Here is a 17972-nt window from a genome sequence, read left to right on the forward strand (position 1 = left end):
TCTCAATGACCGAGGACAACGCTATGAGCGGGCAGAACGTCCGGAATGGGCCTCACGAACGGATCTGACCTGCGCCCGGCGGCGCTGCCCGCCGGAGCGGGTGCGACCCACGGGGCAGGTTTCCGTCAGCCTTTCGGCCGATCCGACGGCACCACCAGGCCCGACTCGTAGGCGTAGACGACGACCTGAGCCCGGTCGCGCAGCCCCAGTTTGGCCAGTACCCGCCCCAGGTGCGTCTTCACCGTGGCCTCGGCCAGCGACAACCGCCCGGCGATCTCGGCGTTGGACAGGCCCCGCGCCACCAGCAGCAGCACCTCCCGCTCGCGGGCGGTCAGCGTCTCGGCACCCGGCCGCTCCCGCGCGTCGTCGGGCAGGTGGGCGGCGAACCGTTCGAGCAGGCGGCGCGTGGTGCTCGGGGCCACCACCGAGTCGCCCGCGTGCACCGACCTGATCGCGCTCAGCAGATCGGACGGCGGGACGTCCTTCAGCAGGAACCCCGACGCGCCCGCCTTCAACGCGGCGAACGCGTACTCGTCCAGGTCGAACGTGGTCAGGATGAGCACCCGGACCGGCGGCCCGCCCGGCGCGCAGATCGCCCGGGTCGCCTCCACGCCGTCCATCACCGGCATCCGGATGTCCATCAGCACCACGTCGACCGGTGTGCTCCGCACCGCGGCCACCGCCGCGGCGCCGTCGCCGGCCTCGCCGACCACCTCGATGTCGGCCTGCGCGCCGAGCACCATCCGGAAACCGGCGCGCAGCAGTTCCTGGTCGTCGGCCAGCAGCACCCGGATCATGCCGCGCCCGCCGCGCCCATCGTGCCCGCCGTGCTTGGGACGGGGAGGGTCACCTCGACCCGGAAACCGCCGCCCGGGCGCGGGCCGGTGTGGACGCGCCCGCCGTACATCGTCACCCGCTCGCGCATGCCGACCAGCCCGTGGCCGCCGGCGGGGCGCGGGGCGCCCGCGCCCCGGCCGTCGTCGGCGACGCTGATCCTGATCTGGCCGCCGCCGTAGCCCAGCTCGACCGTCGCCTCGGCGTCCGGGCCGCCGTGCTTGAGCGTGTTGGTCAGCGCCTCCTGCACGATCCGGTACACCGTGAGCTGCTCGCCCGCGGGCACCGCCTCCGGGGTGCCGGTGACCCGCAGCCGCACCGGCAGGCCGGAGGACCGCACTTGTGTCACCAGCTCGTCGATCTGCGCCAGGCCCGGCTGCGGGGCGTACTCCTCGCCGCCGGGGTCGTCCTGCCTCAGCACGCCTACCAGCCTCCGCATCTCCGCGAGCGCCTGCCGTCCGGTGGACGAGATGGTCTGCACCGCCCGCCGCGCCTGCTCCGGATCGCCGTCGATCGCGTACGCCGCGCCGTCCGCCTGCACGATGATCACGCTCACGTTGTGCGCCACCACGTCGTGCAGCTCCCTGGCGATCCTGGCCCGCTCGGCCGCCGCCGCGATGATCGCCTGCTGGTCGCGCTCCCGCTCGGCCCGCTCGGCGCGCTCCTCCAGCCCCTCAAGGTAGCGGCGGCGCGTGTTGGCGTAGATCCCGGACAGCCAGATCGCCACCACGAACACCGACGAACTGGCGAACGGCGTCTGCCCGGGTGCGTTCCACCCGCCCAGCGCCAGCCACATGCCCAGCTCCGAGACCAGCCCCGCGGCCACCGCCCAGCGCGGCGGGCACAGCGACGCCAGCGAGTACATCGCGATCAGCACCGACGCGTTCGCCATCACCGCGTCCAGCCCCGCCGCCCACTGCGCGAAGCTCAGCAGCGCCACCGTGGCGAACACCGCGCGCGGGTAGGACCGCCGCCAGAACAGCGGCAGCAGCAGCGCCGTGGTCAGCCCCAGATAGCCCGGCAGCCCCAGCGGCGGCCCGGTGACCGAGCTCGCGCTCGCGAACGGCGCCGCGAAGTAGCAGAGGGCCGCCAGCGGCGCCACCCACATAGCGTCCACGACCCGGGGATGGCGCTCGCCCCAGGCGCGCAGTCTGACGAACACATCCCCACCCTACGAAGCCCCCGGCGTGCTCCCTTCCCCCTTGCGGGGGACCTTTCGGATACGACTCAGGTCGCAGGTCAACGCCCGCTTACACGGCCCTTATCCCTGGTAGGGCACCATTTATCTCGGGAGCGCCCCTCAAGGGGCGGTAAAGGGAGTTCTGAATTGCGGAGCGCGCCGATACAGGGCCGCGCGGCGGTGAGGACGCGTCGCGCGGCCCATCGGGGCCCGTCCCGGTAGAACCCCGGCCCCGGGGCATCGCTCGCCCCTTACCCGTTTCGTGTCCGCCAGGCGGTCAGGTGCTGCTCGGCGGCGTCCTTGGCCAGCCGTGCCGACGCCGCGGGGACCGGGTCGTCCGCCCATTCGTCCAGCTTCGCGCCCAGCCGCCCGACGAACCGCTCGCCGGGGCCGGTCAGCCTGCCGCTGGACAGCAGGGTGCCGGTGACCGTCCGCGCCGCGCCCCGCCACCGGGTGAACTCCGCGCCCGCGCGCACCGCCGCACCGCCCGTCTCCTCGTGCCGCTGCCGCCGCCAGAACCCGGTCACCCCGAGGAACGCGTAGGCCCCCTGCAACAGCCCGGAGGCCGGGCGCGGATCGTCGCGCCAGGGGGCGTAGTAGCGCGAGCCGTCGTCGGGGAGGGTCAGCGGCACTATGTCGAGCAGCGCCGACAGCTTGGCGTGCTGAGTCTCGTGGGCCAGCGTGACCGCCAGCTCCCGCGCGTCGGGCGGCGTGGACAGCGCCACGCATCCGTAGGTGTCGCGGGAGGTCGCGCTGGACAGCCCCTCGGGGGGCGCCGACAGCGGGGTGAGCACGCTGATCGCCGCCGACACCTCGTCGGCGACCTCCGGGTGCGTGCCCGTCAGGAGGTCCCACGCGCCGTCGAGGAGTTCCTGCCAGCGCTCGGCCTCGGCCGCGCCGAGGCGTCCGCCCAGGTTCGCCGAGCCCGGCATCCGGTGCGGGTCGACGTCGTCGATGACCACGTCGAACCGCCGCTCCCCGGACGTGGCCGACAGCGAGCGCAGCCCGCGCCACGCGGGGGTGTCGCCGCCGATCTCCACCACCAGGCCGCCCGCGCTCACCTCCGCCCCGTCGGGCGAGCAGTGCACGGTCGCCGTCCGCGCCCCGCCGGGGGCGGCCACCTGTCCCAGCGAGGGCAGCGTGATCGCCCCGTCGTACACCGGGACGTCGACCTCGCAGTTCACCCGGGCCCGGATCGCCGCCGCCGCGGCCACCGCGGCGAGCTGCTCCGGGGTCTCCAGCGTCTGGATCGCGTGCCGGGCCCAGGCCCCGACCGACGGATGCCGCAGCACCGCGTCCACGGCCGCCGGGTCGTGCTGCTGGATCGTGGCGAGCAGGTCGTAGGCGCGGCGGACCACCGCCCAGCGGGCGTGCCCTCCCTCCCGCGCGGCCTCCAGCACCCCCCGCACGAGCAGGAAGTGCTTGCTGTGCTGCCCCGCCGTCAGGTGCGCGACCGTCTCGACGCCAACGGTCCCCGAGGCCAGTTCGTCGAACGTGTCCGCGGGAATCCGATGCTCTGAAAGGTTCATCGGGCTTCCTTAGTGAGGTCACTGAGCCCGGCCTGGACGGTGTTCCCGACATGTCGGACGAGACGCAGCAGGTCGGCGCAGTAGACCGATGGATTGTGAAAGCCGCTGCCGGAGCGGTAGCGGTGCGCGTAGAGACCGCCGCCGCAGATCTCGCCCACCGGGCACGACGCGCACGCCGGGGCCAGCGCCAGGCGCCCGATCTGGCGGGCCGCGACGGACGGCAGCAGCAGCAGGTCGTCGAACGGGTTCCGGTCGATGTGCAGGCCGGTCGCCGGGGCGCCCTGGAAGGCGGACTTCAGGATGTCGGACTGCTCGATCTCGCCGTCGGTCTCGATGACCGCCATCGCCACGGGCGACAGGCCGATCTGCTCGGTGGCGGACGCGCCGCCGAGCAGCAGGTGCGTGATCTCGTCGAACAGGCGGATCCCTGCGGGGCGGGGGCGCGTGGACCACCAGAGGTCGAAGATCGCGATCAGCCAGTCGGCGTACGGCGTGGCCGTGCCGTCGCGCCACGGCGGCTCGGACCAGTTGGCGTGGGGGAGCAGGAAGTCGATCACCGGCGGGCCGAACGACAGCAGCGCCCGGTAGGTCTCGACCGGGTCGGTGCGCGGGTTCACGGTGCACAGCAGGCCGGCGAACAGATGCCGGTACGGCGGGGCGGTCAGCCGCCCGAGGGCCGCCGCGACCCTGGCGTGGCTGCCCCGGCCGTCGTGCGTGCGGCGGACGCGGTCGTGGTCGGCGGCGGTGCCGTCCAGGCTCACCCCCACGCCGACGTCCAGTTCCGCGAACAGGTCGAGGAACGCGTCGTCGAGGAGGGTCGCGTTGGTCTGCACGCTCACCTCGACGCGCGCCGGGACCGCCGCGCGGACGGTGCGCACCAGGTGCCCGATCTCCCCGGGCCCCGCGAGCAGCGGCTCGCCGCCGTGCAGCACCACCTCCACCACGGGTAGGCCGTGCGCGGCGGCGTGCTCGGCGATCCGGGCCGCCGCCTTCTCGACCGTGTCGCGGGACATCCGGCGCGGCCGGGTGCGCCAGGACTGGTCGGCCATCTCGTAGACGTAGCAGTAGGAGCAGGCGAGGTCACAGCGGCTGTGGATCTTGAGGATGAACTGCCGGAAGGGGGTAGGCCGCCAGCCGCCGGTCAGTAACTCCCCGACGTCGAGTGTCGATGGCCACTCTGGCACCACGGGCCGGCCTCCGCGCTGAGACTCATCCGGTGCCCCAGCATAGTCAGTAACCGGGAGCCCCATGGCGGCGGCGGACCGGTACGACACGGTGATGACATGCGGTCACCCCGGTCACCCCGGCCGCTCGGTCACCTGGTCATCTGGTCCCTTGGTCACGCCGACAGCCTGAGCAGCTCTCTCGCCTGCTGCAGCAGATGTGTGGGCAGCAGGTCCAGCACCCCGTTGACGACCGCGGCGGAGGCCCGGGGCATGCCCGCGCGCAACAGCGCCTCGGCGAGCGTCATCTGCGCCGCCAGGTCGTTGGGCGCCCAGCTCAGCGCGGCCTTGATCCGCTCGATCGCCTTGGTGTTGTCGCCCTGCGCCATCCACAGCCGCGCGTCGGCGGTGAGCACCCGGGCCACCCCGTCGAACCGCTGCCGCCCGGCGTAGATCTCCACGGCCTCCTCGCAGTGCCGCCGTGCCGTCTCGATCTCGCCGTTGGCGGCGGCCACCGTCGCGAAGACCTCCGCCGCCTCCGCCCGCACCCAGACCTCGCCCAGCTCCGACGCCCGTACCGCCTGCTCGGCGAGCCGGTGCGCGGCGTCCCAGTTCCGCTTCAGCAGCGCCTCACGCGCCGAACGCAGGTAGACCTCCGGCGACTCGGCCCGCGTCACCGGGCCGATCAGCTTGTCATGGGCCAGTTCGTACCACTGGATGCCCAGCCGGTGCTCGGCCCGCAGCACCCGGCGCTCCCGCAGCGCCCTGGCCACCCCGTTGGGCATGCCACGGGTCTGCTGCAGCCCCTCGTAGGCCGTGTTGCGCGTGCCGTGCTCGGTGATGAACGTGTTGCGCAGCCAGAACAGGATCTCGCTGGGCGACATCTCGAAGTGCGCCGCCACCTCCGCGACCGCCGTGCGGCAGAAGTCGAACAGGAACTCCTCCACGTTGGCGTACATCCGGGCGTGGGCCTCGGTGATCTCCAGGACGTCGGCGGGCAGCGACTCCCACAGCGCCGAGCAGACCACCTGGAGTTGCACCGGCTCCACCGTGTCCAGCTCCAGCGTCGACTCGTTGCCCGCCTCGTCGGTGATGACCACCGTGCGCAGGTCGTCGACCAGGCGCTCGGCGGCCTCGCGCGTCATCGTCCTGGACGTGTGCTCCAGCGGCCCGGCCACGGCTTCGAGCGCGGCCTCCCGGCTGAGCGGCCGCAGGTGGAACCGCGCCCGCGACCCCTGTCCCAGCGGGCGCTCGTGCGGGAGCACCAGGAACAGGTACTCCTCGCGCAGCGCCAGCAGCAGGTGCAGCCCGGTCTGCTCATGGACGGCCTGCGCGAGCTGCCCAAGGAACGCCGCCCGGTCCTTCTCGCCCACCGGGTCGCCGTGGAAGATCTCCTCCGCCTGGTCCACGGCCGCCAGGATCGGCAGCGGATCGCCGTAGGCGTCGCTGCGCTCGGGCCGCGTCCGGAGGAACTCCGCCACGGTCAGCTCGCTCAGCTCGTGCGGATCCCGGTCAGGCGCCCAGCACGACAGCAGCGCCACCACGTAGGGATTGCCGCGCACCCCCGCCAGCGGCATTCTCGGCGCGATCCTGGCGATCGGCAGCACGTCGGCCCGCTCCCGGTCGATCCTGGGCAGCACCCCGGCGTGCAGCAGCGAGGTCTTGCCGACCCCCGACGCCCCATACACCACGGTCAGCCCCGCCGCCTGCCAGAGGGTCGCGATCTCACGGGCCTCGCGGTCACGGCCGTGGAAGAGCTCGCTCTCCGCGCGCCGGTAGGAGCGCAGACCGACGTAGGGCGACCTGTCCTGCGGACCCGTGGCGGTCATGGGCCGTCCTCACATTCTGTTGAGCAGTTCCGTGAAGAACTTCTGCGTGCTGCCGATGAAGATCGAGATGCTCCAGCCGTCGAGGTAGCGTTCCAGATAATCGTGCGCCAGGTCCTCCGCGTTCGCCAGCGACGCGTCCAGTTGCGGCAGGAGCTGCACGCTGACGTGGCGGCGGCGCCTGCTGTTGGGGAGCGTGCGGATCAGGCCGTGGAAGAGCAGGCGGAAGTTCCAGTCCTGCATGCTGTAGCCGACGAACAGCAGCGGGCTGCCGGTCATCGCGGACAGCACCGGCAGCGGGAGCTGCTCGCCCGCGTCGAGCGCCCGCGCGTCCACCAGGTTGACCAGGTAGGTCAGGTAGTCGTCCTCGGTCAGCACCAGTGAGGAGGGGTCGTTCCACCGTCCGTGCAGGTGGTAGACGAGGGGGTGCTGCTCGCTCGGCTCGGTCGGCATCGCCTCGTCGGCCTCGGTGTCCCACCAGGTGGAGGCCCTGGCGGCCGGGATCTTGTTGCGCTGCTGCAGCGCCTGGACCATGAAGTTGTCGTAGTTCGTGGTGAGGAAGGTCTTGATCGGGAACTCCGACAGCACGGTGTGCGGGTCCAGCGGGCCGGGGCCGCTCTGCGGCGCGAAGTCCCGCAGGTAGGCGCAGACCTCGTGTTTCAGCTCCACCGGGTCCTGGCCGACCAGCGCGGCGTACTGCATCACCCGGGCCAGGTTGTCGGAGTCGGCGAACGGGTAGCGGTACTGCGCCGCGAAATGCCTGCTCAGCTCGGCGCCCGAAGGGAGCCGCCCGTTGCAGGCGCCCGCGCCGAGCAGGGGGGTGCAATCACCTCTGCGGAGCTGTCTGATCAGCCGGTCCCAGTCCGCATCGTTCACGCGCCACCCCGGGGGATCTTTCTGTTGTCACAGCTACGGCGTAAGACAGCTACAAAGTAAGTATGTCCCAGTGTGCGGGGGGGGGGATAGCGGAGATCGTATTGAGCTCCGCCCGAAACCCGCCTGACGGCCCTGCGCCAACCTGGGCCGCGAAACGAAACGCGGTTCACAGCAGGTGCCGCGAACCGCGTTAAATAGGACATCTATTATTATAGATTGACAGACTGCTCAAATATCGTCTCCGGTCGAAAGCTGGAGCGAGGACTGGAACCCGGCCACAGGTCCCGAGTCGGCCTCGCTCACCACGCGGCGCAGGGCGGTCGCGAGGCTGGAGCCGTCGATCTCCTCAAGGTCGCCGAGGCTGAGCCCGGTGACGTCGATCAGACCGCCGCCGTATTCCCGGACGGCTCTCTCACTCATAGGTCTCCTCGCCGGTGATTTACCATAACGCGTCCATACTCCCATGCCGGGTGGTCCGAGGGACAAGAGTGTTCCGCACCGGCTCTTCAACGTGGATGGTCAACACGTCTAAGCTGAACGCAAAAACCCCTGCCGAGCAGAGGCGGTAGCGTGTCGATTTCGCACTTCTCCCGGGATTCTGGTCGAGTGCCCGCCATTTGGGGCAAAGTGCCCCAGCAGAATCGAAACTTCACCGGGCGCAGTGACCTGCTCGAAGGGTTGCGCAGGGGGCTCAAGTCCGAGGTCACCGCCGTCGTGCCCTTCGTGCCCAAGGCCCTGCACGGCCTCGGTGGAGTCGGCAAGACCCAGCTCGCCATCGAATACGCCCACCGGTACCGCAGCGAATACGACCTCGTCTGGTGGATCCCCGCCGACCAGCCCATGCTCGTCAAATCCTCACTCGCCGGCCTCGCCCGCGAACTCCGTCTCCCCATCGCCGCCTCCGCGGGCGTGGAGGACGCCGCCGACGCCGTGCTCGACGCGCTGCGCCGGGGCGAGCCGTTCGACCGCTGGCTGCTCATCTTCGACAACGCCGACGACCCGGAGGAGATGAACGACATCGTCCCCCGAGGGCCCGGGCACGTCCTGATCACCTCCCGGAACCACAGCTGGCAGGGCGTTGTCGACACCCTCACCGTCGATGTCTTCCGCCGCGAGGAGAGCATCGAGTTCCTCATGAAACGCGTGCCCAGGGGCATCAGCGAGGAACAGGCCGACCGCCTCTCCGACGCCCTCGGCGACCTCCCGCTCGCCCTCGAACAGGCCGGCGCGTTGCAGGTCGAGACCGGCATGTCCATCGACGACTACCTGCGCATGCTCAAAGAGCAGACCACCCGCGTGCTCGGCGCCAACAAGCCCTCCGACTACCCGCTGTCGATGACCGCCGCCTGGGCCCTGTCGGTGTCACAGCTCGCCGGGCGCATGCCCGAGGCCGTCGAACTGCTGCGCTGCTGCGCCTTCTTCGGCCCCGAGCCCATCCCGCGCGACCTGTTCGACCAGATGCCCGAAGCCTTCGCCACCGGCTCCCGCATGGGCGAGATGCTCGCCGACCCCATCCAGGTCAGCCGCGCCATCCGCGAACTGGGGCGCTACGCGCTCGTCCGGATCGACTCCGAGAACCGCACCATCCACATGCACCGGCTGGTGCAGGCGCTCCTCCGCGACGAACTCGACCCCGCCGAATACGCCGCCTTCCGGCGCGAGGTCCACTTGCTGCTCGCCGCCACCGTCGTCTCCTACGAGGCCGACGACAACACCACCTGGCCCCGCTACAGCGGCCTGCTCGGGCACATCACCCCATCCCAGGTCGCCGAGAGCCGCGACCCGCGGATCCGCGCCTTCGCCCTCAACATCGTCCGCTTCCTCTACTCGTCGGGCGACTTCGAGTCATCGCGCGAACTCGTCGAGAGCTTCATCGCCCGATGGGTCGCCGACGGCGGCGAGGACGACGAGCACGTGCTGTCCGCGCAACGCCACCACGCGATCATCATCCGCGAGCTCGGCGAGATCCAGCAGTCCTTCGAGCAGAACCAGCGGCTCATGGTCCGCATGCGGCAGATCCTCGGCGAGGACCACCGGGAGACCCTCCTCCTCACCAACAGCCACGGCGCCGACCTCCGCTACCGCGGCGAGTTCGCCGCCGCACTCGAACACGACAAGGAGTCCCTGCGCAGGCACCAGGCCGTGTTCCGCGCCGGGCACCGCAGAACCCTGCGCGTGATGAACAACCTCGCTCTCGACTACCTGCTGCTCGGCGACTACGCCACCGCCAGGGAACTCCAGGCCCGCACCTTCACCATGCAGCGCCAGGCTGAGTCCAAGTCCAGCACCGTCAACATCCTCTCCTCGTGGAACGGCCTGGCCCGCGTGGTCCGCCTCAACGGCGAGTACCGCGAGGCGTGCGACATCGGCCAGGACGCCTACGAGTTCGGCGTGCAGCAACTCGGCGCCGAACACCCCTGGACCCTCCGCGTCGCCAAGGACCTCTCCATCGCCCGCCGTCGCGCCGGGCTCGTCGAGGAATCCCTGGAACTCGCCTCCCACACCTTCGAACTGCAAACGCGCGGCTGGGGCGTGGACCACCCCGACACCCTGGCCTCCGCCCTCTGCCTGGCCAACGCTCAGCGGGCCTTCGGCCAGACCTCCGAGGCCCTCGAACTGATCGAGGACATCACCGCCCGCTACCCCCGCATGTACGGCGACAGCCACCCGTTCAAGTACGGCTGCGACTCCAACTACGCGCTGATGTTGCGGGTCAACGGCGACGCCGAACGGGCCAGGGTCATCGACGAGGCGGCCCTCGAAGGCTACGACCGGGTGCTCACCCGCGAACACCACTTCACCCTGACCTGCGTCATCAACCTGGCCAGCGACCTCGCCACGCTCGGCGAGGTGGAACAGGCCAGGATGCTCGGCGAGGACACCCTGGGCAAACTGCGCGTGCTCCTCGGCGAGGACCACCCGCTGACCCTGGCCGGCGCCGCCAACCTGGCCATCGACCTGCGAGTGCTGGGCGATGACGAACGCGCCGATGTCCTGTGGGAGGACACCGTCGCCCGCTACACCCGGGTGCTCGGCGCCGAACACCCGGACGTGCGGGTGATGCGCGCGAACCAGCGGCTCGACTTCGACTTCGACCCGCCGGCCCTCTGAAGCTCAGCCGCCCGCCTCCGCGGCGGCGGTGCGCTCCCGCAACAACCTGATCGCCTCCCGCACGACGGCCGACCGGGATCGGGCCCTGCCCTCCGCGACGCAGGCGGCGAGGAAAAAGGCGTCCTGTGGGGTGAAACTGAGCTCCAAGGAGACGTTTCGAAGGCTCACCGCTTCGTATTTTATTTGCTCGTGGGGCCGTCGGGATTCGAACCCGAACTGTGCGAGACCTAAACTCGCCGCCTCCTGCCGTTGGGCTACGGCCCCTTTATTCTTACCTGCGAAATTGGCCGTCTGTGAATGGCAGTTCGGGCACAGAAATCGTAGGTTGGATTTCCTGTTGTCAAGCCAGTCGCCATTTATGTGGTCGACGTGCAGGGTGAGCGGCCTGCCTTGCCAGACGTCCTCGATCCTACAGCGTGCGCACCGGTGGGGCACCCCGGTATTGAGCAGCGCACGTCGGAGCAGGCCGGGCTTGGGTCGCGGGCGGTCCGGCGGCCACCTGACGAGGACCTGGCTCGGGGTGCGCCTGCGCAGGGAGGGCTGCCCGCGGCGGTGCGCCTGGCCGAGGAAGTGGGGGGTGTCGATGCCGAAGTGCTTGAGGCGGCGGCTGATGTGGGCGTGGGAGCCACCGGTCCATTTGACGCCGAGGCGGCGCAGGACGTCGGCGATGCTGAGGGAATCGGCCGCCGCCGCCGCGAGGAGTTCGCGGGTGTACTTCTCGTTGCCGGGCATGGGGCAAGAGTAGAAGGCGGCACCGACATTTCCCCGGCGGCTGGGATGCGCCGGGGAATGTGCCAGAAAATGTCGCAATAAAAGCGTTGAACCGGAAATTCAGGAAAGGCCGAGCTTCTTCTTCAGACTCGCGACGTGTCCGGTGGCCTTCACGTTGTAGAGGGCCAGTTCCACCTTGCCGTCGGGGTCGATGACGACGGTGGAGCGGATCACACCCACCACCGTCTTGCCGTACAGCTTCTTCTCGCCGAAGGCGCCGTACGCCTTGTGCACGTCGAGGTCGGGGTCGGACAGCAACGGGAAGGTCAGGGCGTCGCGCTCGGTGAACTGGGCGAGCTTGGCCGGCTTGTCCTTGGAGACGCCCAGCACCACGTAGCCCGCGTCGGTCAGCTCGCCGAGGTTGTCGCGGAAGTCGCAGGCCTGCTTGGTGCACCCGGGCGTCATCGCGGCGGGGTAGAAGTAGAGGATCACCCTTTTGCCGCGGTGGGCCTCCAGGGACACGCTGGAGCCGTCGGCGGCGGGCAGCGTGAACTCGGGGGCGGCGTCGCCGGGCTCAAGCCTGGTGTCGTCGGCCACGGGGTCCTCCTCGGTGCCGCGTCCCGGCGGACCGGGCGCGTGAATTATGGGAATAGAGTTCCAGGTCAACTTACCGGCCGCCCAGCGTGCCGGGGGCGGCCGGCACCTGAAAGACTGATCGCCGGCGGCGGCGACGAGAGGAGAGCCATGGCGGACATCGACCCGGATGAGCTGGAGCGCACGATCGAGCGCACACGTGCGGACCTCGCCCGTACGGTCGACGCCATAGCCGATCGGGTGAGCCCCAAGCGGGTGGCCGAGCGCGGGGTCGCCCGGGCGCGGGCCAACGCCGAGCACCTGCTCTCCACGGTGAGCGCGACCGTCGGCGACATGGTGGGTCTCGGCGGTCCGCCGCGTCCCGTCTACGGGCCCGACGCGGAGCTCCCGGCCGACGGCCGGTCCGATGACCTGTGGGTGGACGAGGACCGGGTGCGCGAGCTGGCCCCGGTGCTGATCGGCGTGGGCGCGGTGCTCGTGGTGGGCGCCGCGGTGTGGATGTGGCGCAGGCGCCGTCGCTGAACCTCAACCTGGGCCTGCGCCTGGCCTGAGCCTGAACCGGCCCGTGCCAAGAGCCGGGTGTCACAGGAAGGTCTGGCCCTCGCCGCGGTAGGTTGGGGCGGTGCCCGCGAGCGCGTCGTCCTCGATCAGGTGCAGCGTGTCGAAGTGCTCGCACAGCTCACCCGCCTTGGCATGGCGGAACCACACCCGGTCGCCCAGGCGCAATTCGTCGGCGGGCAGGCCGAGCAGCGGGGTCTGCACCTCGCCCGCGCCCTCGTCGCGGTCGTAGCGCAGGCCGGGGGGCAGGTAGGGCTGGGGGAGCCGGGTCGCGCCCGGCGGGCCGGAGGCGTGGTAGCCGCCGCCGAGCACGGTGACCTGGCCGGGGCCGGGCCTGCGGACCACGGGCAGGGCGTAGAGCGCGGCGGGCCTGCCGCGAAAGCCCCGGTAGAAGTCGAACAGGCGGGGGTGGAAGAACCCCGATCCGGCGGTGACCTCGGTGACGGCGCGCTCGTTCGCGGTGGCGTGGACGCTGCCGGTGCCGCCGCCGTTGACGAACTCCAGGTCGGCGATCTGCCGTACGGCATGCGCCACCCGCCCCCTGCGCACCATCAGCTCCCGCGCCGACGCGCTCTGCATGAGCCGGATGATCCGGGCGCGCGCCGGGTCGCCCGGCGGCGCGTCGCCGACCCCCGCGATCTGCGCCTCGTAGGCCATCAGCCCGGCGAGGCGGAACCAGGGCCGTTTGGCGATCTCCACGGCGAGCGCGACGGCCTGCTCCGGCCGGCGCACGGGGGAGCGCCTGGCTCCGGCGCGCAACCGTCCGCCGAGGGCGAGGAAGGCGGTGTCGATGTCGATGCAGAGCCGGATCTCGTGTCGGCCGCGCACGCCGGTGACGGCCTTCTCGATGAGCTTCAGGTGCGCGGTGCTGTCCACCATGAGGGTGACGCTGGTGGCGGCGGTCTCGTCGGCGGCCAGGCGGGCGAGGGCCTGGGCGTCGGCGGTTGGGTAGGCGACGAGGATGTCGCGCACCCCGGTGGCGGCCAGCCAGAGGGCTTCAGGAAGGGTGTATCCCATGACGCCGCGGAAGCCGTCCATGGCGAGGATGCGTTCGAGCAGCGCGCGGCAGCGGATGGACTTGCTGGCGATTCTGATGGGCTTGCCGCGCGCCCGGCGCACGAGGTCGGCCGCGTTGGCCCGGAGCGCGGCGAGATCGACGACGGCGAACGGTGGGGAGAGTTCGGCCGTCACGCGATCGAGCCGCGATCGGTCGTCCATGAAGGCAGGGTAGCGGGGGTGGACCGGTTTTAATATGAGTTCATCTCATATTTTTTGACGAATGTTTCTTCCGGTAAATTCTGCTACGTCCACACCCCTTGATCTTGCAAGCGCGCGGTTCGTTCGCGCCGGGCCGCGGCGGCCGGGTGTAGGAGTGGTCGGCGTGACGAGTTCGCTGCAGCACATCCTGGATCGCTCGGGCACCTCCGGAGAAGACGGCCACGAGGCGTCCCGGCGCGCGGCGGCGCGGGCTTTGCGCCCCACCCGCGCACCTGCCGGGATCGTGGCCGCCGCGCTGCTGACGGCGGTGCTGCTGCTCCTCGCCGCCGAGGCGATCGGCGCGGTGCTCGGGACCCCGTTGCGGGTGGTGCCGTTCGAGCGCCTGGTCGCGGTGGCCTCGGCGCGGGCCTGGTCGGATCCCCTCGTGCAGGTGGTGGCGGCGGCCTTGGTGGTGCTGGCGGGCGCGCTGCTGGTGTCGGCGGCGCTGCCGGGACGGACCAGGCTGGTGCCGGTCCAGACCCGTGACCCGCTGATCGTCATCGGGTTCACCCGGGCGGGGCTGCGCCGAACGCTGCGGGCCGCCGCCGAGACGGTGGACGGCGTGGGCCGCGTCCGCGTGCGGCTGGTGGACGGCCGGATCGAGATCGTCGTGACCGCGGGAGACGAGCCGCCGGGGGCGCTGCTGCGCGATGTGGGCGCGGCCGTCGGCGATCGCCTGGCGGGCCTGGGCGCGCTCGGCGCGGGCGAGGTCGTGGTCCGCCTGCGCCGGACGGGGGGCTGAGCGGATGCGCGCCTACCTGGGCAACCGGATCGGGCTGGCGGCGGTCGGCGTGCCGGCGCTGCTGGCTGGGGGCTACACGATTCTGCGCGGGCGCGGGGCGCTGCCCGGCCAGGCGGCGGCCGACCGGCTGCCCGCCGGGGCCGTCGCCCGCGCGCTCGCGGCGGACGGCAGGCTGCGCTGGCTGCTGGCGTTCGTCCTCGGCGTGCTGGCCATGCTCGCGCTGCGCTGGCTGATCCGCGCCCTAGGCTGGGGGCGGCTCGGACGGCGGGCGGGCGCCGCCGTCGCGATGTTCGGTGTGGGGCTTAAAGAAGTCGAAGGACTGCACGGGGTCGGAGTCAGGGTCGTGGGAGATGAGAGGCTTCGGGTCGGCCTCGCCTGCGCGCCACACACTGATGTCTGCGCCCTGGTCGCCGAACTGGACGGCGGGCTGGTGGGCCGTGTGCGGCGGGCGGTCCGGGACGACGGGCTTCCCACGCTGGTGCGCCTGCATGTCCGCCGCCGTTAGCTGCGGAGTGTTCGGCGGTGTGCCGTCGCGCACGGGCCACGGCTGCGCCTCCTTGACCGGCTCCGGCGGGGGCGCCTGCGGGTCGACCCGGGGCAGCGGCGCGGTGACCTCCTCCGATGCCAGCGGCGTGCGCGGCGGCGCCGGAGGCGGCCACGGCTCCTGCCGGGAGGCGGCCACGGACTCCTCCTCGGGGTCGGTGCCCGGATCCTCGGCGGGCGCGGCCGGCGCGGCACGCCTGGCGAACGCCAGCCCGGCGGCCAGGCACGCGAACGGCACGGCCGGCACCACGTAGCGGTGGTCGAAGGCCGCGATGAACGGCGGCAGCGCGATCAGTGCGACCGCCACCGCGAGCGGCGGCAGCACGACCCCGCCGAGCCGCCGGATCCGCACCAGCAGCCCGCCCAGGCCGATCGCGAGCACCACGCCCAGCAGCGGCCCGCGCAGGTAACCGTGCTCCTGGTAGGCGCGCAGCCAGCCCGCGTACGGCTCGACCACCCGCACGTCGCCAGGGCTGCCCTGATAGGCCGTGGTGATCTGGGTGGCGGTGCGGTCCTTGGAGGCGATCTGCGAGGGGTCGAACGGCTTGACGGCGCCGGGGAAGACGTAGGCGCTCTGCGGCCCCTTGACCGGATAGACCCGGCGTTCCCAGGCGAAGACGGAGGCGGTGTCGAGCGCGCCGGTGCGCAGGAAGTCGAGCGGCTGGGCCATGATCGCCCGGGTGGCGAACGACGCCGCCAGCGCGTTGCGGTCGACGCCGTTGAGCGCGTCGCTGTTGTAGGGAGAGTCGGCGCTCCAGATGTACTGGGGCGGAGTGAGCCGCTGCCCGAGCGGCTCGCGCGGGCACAGCGCGGCCTCCGGCCCCGGCGGGCGGATCACTCCGCAGTCGGCGAAGGTCATCACCCGGGCCCACAGGAAGACGTTGCTGCGGGTCAGCGCGAGTTCGCCGTGCTCGGTGCGGAACCACAGGGCGTAGCCGCCCAGCCCGAGCGCCGCCGTCAGCGCGGTGGCGAGCACGGCCTTCCACCCGGCCCTGGTGAGCAGCAGCGCGACCACGACGACGGTGACCAGCGCCAGGCCGACCGTCCTGGTGACGGTGGCGGCGGCCAGCAGCAGCCCGGCGGTCGCCGCCGCCCAGACGGCGGGCCGTTCCCGCCAGGTCACCAGGGTCAGCGCGGCGATGGCCAGGAAGGTGAACAGCAGGTCGGCCATGACCAGGTGTTCGAGCTGCACCTGGTGGACGTCGAGCAGCACCGGCAGGGCGGCCAGCGACGCGCCCCAGCCGGGGAGCCGGCCGCGCCGTCTGCACAGCGCGTAGACGCAGGCGGCCATGGCCAGGCCGAGCACGTGCTGCAGGACGACGACCAGCGGCACGCTGCCGAACGGCCGCAGCGCCGCGAGGAACAACGCGTATCCCGCCGGGCGCGACTCCAGCGGGCGGGGGTCGAGCGAGGCGTTGAGGTAGGCGAAGGAGTCGGCCCAGAACCACAGCGCGGGCTGGTAGCCGAGCACCGCCAGGGCGCGCAGCGCGACCCCGGCGAGCAGTGCGAGAAGGAACACCCAATGGGAGCGGAGAAAAGCCACCACCGCCTCCTCCGCCTCGCCTGCTTCACGTGGCCCCGGCGGCGCACGTGGCTCCCTGGCTGCACTGTTCTCACTGGCTCACTTCAGGCAGACCATCTTAGACGCGGATGACACGCCGCCGGGTCGTCTCAGCACTCGATGACGTTGACGGCGAGACCGCCGCGGCTGGTCTCCTTGTACTTGTCCAGCATGTCGCGTCCGGTGTCCTTCATGGTCTTGATCGCGCGATCCAGGTGGACGAAATGGCGTCCGTCGCCGCGCAGCGCGATGCGGGAGGCGGTGATGGCCTTGATGGAGGCCACCGCGTTGCGCTCGATGCAGGGGATCTGCACCAGGCCGCCGATGGGGTCGCAGGTGAGGCCGAGGTTGTGCTCGATGCCGATCTCGGCGGCGTTCTCCACCTGCTCGGGGGTGCCGCCGAGGACCTCGGTGAGCCCGGCGGCGGCCATCGAGCAGGCCGAGCCGACCTCTCCCTGGCAGCCGACCTCCGCGCCGGAGATGGAGGCGTTCTCCTTGAACAGCACGCCGATCGCGCCCGCGGTGAGCAGGAACCGGACCACGCCGTCGTCGTCGGCCTGGGGGACGAACCGGTCGTAGTAGGTGAGCACGGCGGGGATGATCCCGGCGGCGCCGTTGGTGGGCGCGGTGACGATCCGCCCGCCCGCGGCGTTCTCCTCGTTCACGGCCAGGGCGAACAGCGTCACCCAGTCCATGATCTGCATCGGGTCCTTCTCGGCGGACTCCGAGGAGAGCCGCCGGTGCAGGCGGTGCGCCCGCCGCTTGACCTTCAGCCCGCCGGGCAGCACGCCCTCGCTGGCGCAGCCGCGCCGCACGGACGCGGCCATGACGTGCCACAACTCCAGCAGCCGGTCGTGGATCTGCTCGGGGGTACGGCCGAAGGCCCGCTCGTTCTCCAGAATCAGCCCGGAGATCGAAAGGCCCGTCTCGGCGCACTGGGCGAGCAGTTCCGCGCCGGTGGAGAAGGGGTGCGGCAGCACCGTGTCGTCGGGTTTGATCCGGTCGGCGCCGGTGGCCTCCTCGTCCACGACGAAGCCGCCGCCGACGGAGTAGTAGACCTTCTCGCGCAGCGGCGTGCCGGACTCGTCCAGCGCCGTGAACCGCATCCCGTTGGGATGGTGGGGCAGGGAGATCTTGCGTTCGAAGACGAGGTGGTCGCCGGTGACGAACGGGATCTCCCGCTCGCCGTACAGGGACAGGACGCCCGAGGCCCGGATGGCGGCCAGGCGCTCGTCGATCGTCTCGACGTCGACCGTCTCCGGCTTGTCGCCGGAGAGGCCGAGCATGACGGCCTTGTCGCTGCCGTGCCCCTTGCCGGTCAGGCCGAGCGAGCCGTACAGGACGGCTCGCACGGTGGCCACCTTGGGCAGGAGGCCGTCTTGGCGCAGGCCGCGCGCGAACCGGTGCGCGGCGGCCATCGGCCCGCCAGTGTGCGAACTGGACGGGCCGATACCGATCTTGAACAGGTCGAAGACGCTGATCGCCAT

General features: G+C 71.5%; 17 protein-coding genes and 1 tRNA gene. 4 read left to right on the forward strand and 14 right to left on the reverse strand.

Going from position 1 to position 17972, the window contains the following annotated elements:
- Positions 1-125 precede the first annotated feature (125 nt).
- The 7 genes from P3X83_RS08360 to fxsA form a co-directional block, all read right to left on the reverse strand.
- A complete protein-coding gene (locus P3X83_RS08360; protein WP_277304301.1) occupies positions 126-797 on the reverse strand; it encodes a response regulator transcription factor in 672 nt (223 codons plus the stop codon).
- The gene (locus P3X83_RS08365) at positions 794-1996 is read right to left on the reverse strand and encodes a sensor histidine kinase (protein ID WP_277304302.1); all 1203 of its coding nucleotides are present in this window, start codon (positions 1994-1996) and stop codon (positions 794-796) included. Before P3X83_RS08365 ends, P3X83_RS08360 begins: the two co-directional genes overlap by 4 nt.
- Before the next feature lie 269 nt (positions 1997-2265).
- Positions 2266-3543: an HEXXH motif domain-containing protein gene (locus P3X83_RS08370; RefSeq protein ID WP_277304303.1), complete on the reverse strand. Its 1278-nt coding sequence runs from the start codon at positions 3541-3543 to the stop codon at positions 2266-2268.
- Positions 3540-4727 carry an FxsB family cyclophane-forming radical SAM/SPASM peptide maturase gene (locus P3X83_RS08375; protein ID WP_277304304.1) on the reverse strand — a complete coding sequence of 396 codons (1188 nt, stop codon included), beginning with the start codon at positions 4725-4727 and terminating at the stop codon, positions 3540-3542. Before P3X83_RS08375 ends, P3X83_RS08370 begins: the two co-directional genes overlap by 4 nt.
- A gap of 155 nt (positions 4728-4882) precedes the next feature.
- Positions 4883-6535, reverse strand: coding sequence for a tetratricopeptide repeat protein (locus tag P3X83_RS08380; RefSeq protein ID WP_277304305.1), 1653 nt, complete (start codon positions 6533-6535; stop codon positions 4883-4885).
- Between the two features lie 9 nt (positions 6536-6544).
- On the reverse strand, positions 6545-7408 hold the full coding sequence (locus tag P3X83_RS08385; protein ID WP_277304306.1) for an SIR2 family protein: 864 nt from the start codon (positions 7406-7408) through the stop codon (positions 6545-6547).
- Between the two features lie 228 nt (positions 7409-7636).
- Positions 7637-7828: an FxSxx-COOH cyclophane-containing RiPP peptide gene (gene fxsA / locus P3X83_RS08390; RefSeq protein WP_277304307.1), complete on the reverse strand. Its 192-nt coding sequence runs from the start codon at positions 7826-7828 to the stop codon at positions 7637-7639.
- A gap of 207 nt (positions 7829-8035) precedes the next feature.
- On the opposite strand from fxsA, the gene fxsT reads away from it, so the two are divergent.
- Complete coding sequence (gene fxsT / locus P3X83_RS08395) at positions 8036-10519, forward strand: FxSxx-COOH system tetratricopeptide repeat protein (protein WP_277304308.1); 2484 nt, start codon at positions 8036-8038, stop codon at positions 10517-10519.
- Positions 10520-10522: 3 nt separating this feature from the next.
- Here fxsT and P3X83_RS08400 read toward each other — a convergent pair whose 3' ends face one another.
- Positions 10523-10687: a type II toxin-antitoxin system ParD family antitoxin gene (locus P3X83_RS08400; protein ID WP_277304309.1), complete on the reverse strand. Its 165-nt coding sequence runs from the start codon at positions 10685-10687 to the stop codon at positions 10523-10525.
- A 22-nt stretch (positions 10688-10709) separates the two neighbouring features.
- Positions 10710-10783: transfer RNA gene (locus tag P3X83_RS08405), tRNA-Leu, on the reverse strand.
- Between the two features lie 288 nt (positions 10784-11071).
- On the opposite strand from P3X83_RS08405, the gene P3X83_RS08410 reads away from it, so the two are divergent.
- Positions 11072-11332 (forward strand): hypothetical protein, encoded by a 261-nt coding sequence (locus P3X83_RS08410; protein ID WP_277304310.1) that lies wholly within the window; start codon positions 11072-11074, stop codon positions 11330-11332.
- Positions 11333-11350: 18 nt separating this feature from the next.
- Here P3X83_RS08410 and bcp read toward each other — a convergent pair whose 3' ends face one another.
- Entirely contained in the window at positions 11351-11827 is a 477-nt protein-coding gene (gene bcp / locus P3X83_RS08415) for a thioredoxin-dependent thiol peroxidase (RefSeq protein WP_277304311.1), read from the reverse strand.
- Positions 11828-11974: 147 nt separating this feature from the next.
- Here bcp and P3X83_RS08420 point away from each other — a divergent pair, with 147 nt between their 5' ends.
- Positions 11975-12346 carry a DUF3618 domain-containing protein gene (locus tag P3X83_RS08420; protein WP_277304312.1) on the forward strand — a complete coding sequence of 124 codons (372 nt, stop codon included), beginning with the start codon at positions 11975-11977 and terminating at the stop codon, positions 12344-12346.
- 60 nt (positions 12347-12406) lie between these two features.
- On the opposite strand, the gene P3X83_RS08425 is transcribed toward P3X83_RS08420, so the two are convergent.
- Positions 12407-13600 (reverse strand): amino acid deaminase/aldolase, encoded by a 1194-nt coding sequence (locus P3X83_RS08425; protein ID WP_277304313.1) that lies wholly within the window; start codon positions 13598-13600, stop codon positions 12407-12409.
- A gap of 163 nt (positions 13601-13763) precedes the next feature.
- Here P3X83_RS08425 and P3X83_RS08430 point away from each other — a divergent pair, with 163 nt between their 5' ends.
- Complete coding sequence (locus tag P3X83_RS08430) at positions 13764-14381, forward strand: DUF6286 domain-containing protein (protein ID WP_277304314.1); 618 nt, start codon at positions 13764-13766, stop codon at positions 14379-14381.
- Positions 14382-14453: 72 nt separating this feature from the next.
- On the opposite strand, the gene P3X83_RS08435 is transcribed toward P3X83_RS08430, so the two are convergent.
- From P3X83_RS08435 to P3X83_RS08445, 3 genes are all read right to left on the reverse strand, one after another.
- Positions 14454-14594 carry a hypothetical protein gene (locus P3X83_RS08435; protein WP_277304315.1) on the reverse strand — a complete coding sequence of 47 codons (141 nt, stop codon included), beginning with the start codon at positions 14592-14594 and terminating at the stop codon, positions 14454-14456.
- 28 nt (positions 14595-14622) lie between these two features.
- Complete coding sequence (locus tag P3X83_RS08440; RefSeq protein WP_277304316.1) at positions 14623-16443, reverse strand: hypothetical protein; 1821 nt, start codon at positions 16441-16443, stop codon at positions 14623-14625.
- A 152-nt stretch (positions 16444-16595) separates the two neighbouring features.
- On the reverse strand, positions 16596-17972 hold the full coding sequence (locus P3X83_RS08445; RefSeq protein ID WP_277304317.1) for an L-serine ammonia-lyase: 1377 nt from the start codon (positions 17970-17972) through the stop codon (positions 16596-16598).

The organism is Spongiactinospora sp. TRM90649 (assembly GCF_029382225.1).
Classification (GTDB): domain Bacteria; phylum Actinomycetota; class Actinomycetes; order Streptosporangiales; family Streptosporangiaceae; genus Spongiactinospora.

What these genes read in the sequence shown, in the direction of transcription:
- P3X83_RS08420 (WP_277304312.1), top strand. Translation starts at nt 11,975, where the DNA reads ATGGCGGACATCGACCCGGATGAGCTGGAGCGCACGATCGAGCGCACA.
- P3X83_RS08370 (WP_277304303.1), bottom strand. Translation starts at nt 3,543, where the DNA reads ATGAACCTTTCAGAGCATCGGATTCCCGCGGACACGTTCGACGAACTG.
- P3X83_RS08435 (WP_277304315.1), bottom strand. Translation starts at nt 14,594, where the DNA reads ATGGCCAGCACGCCGAGGACGAACGCCAGCAGCCAGCGCAGCCTGCCG.
- P3X83_RS08425 (WP_277304313.1), bottom strand. Translation starts at nt 13,600, where the DNA reads ATGGACGACCGATCGCGGCTCGATCGCGTGACGGCCGAACTCTCCCCA.
- P3X83_RS08445 (WP_277304317.1), bottom strand. Translation starts at nt 17,972, where the DNA reads ATGGCGATCAGCGTCTTCGACCTGTTCAAGATCGGTATCGGCCCGTCC.
- P3X83_RS08380 (WP_277304305.1), bottom strand. Translation starts at nt 6,535, where the DNA reads ATGACCGCCACGGGTCCGCAGGACAGGTCGCCCTACGTCGGTCTGCGC.
- fxsA (WP_277304307.1), bottom strand. Translation starts at nt 7,828, where the DNA reads ATGAGTGAGAGAGCCGTCCGGGAATACGGCGGCGGTCTGATCGACGTC.
- P3X83_RS08360 (WP_277304301.1), bottom strand. Translation starts at nt 797, where the DNA reads ATGATCCGGGTGCTGCTGGCCGACGACCAGGAACTGCTGCGCGCCGGT.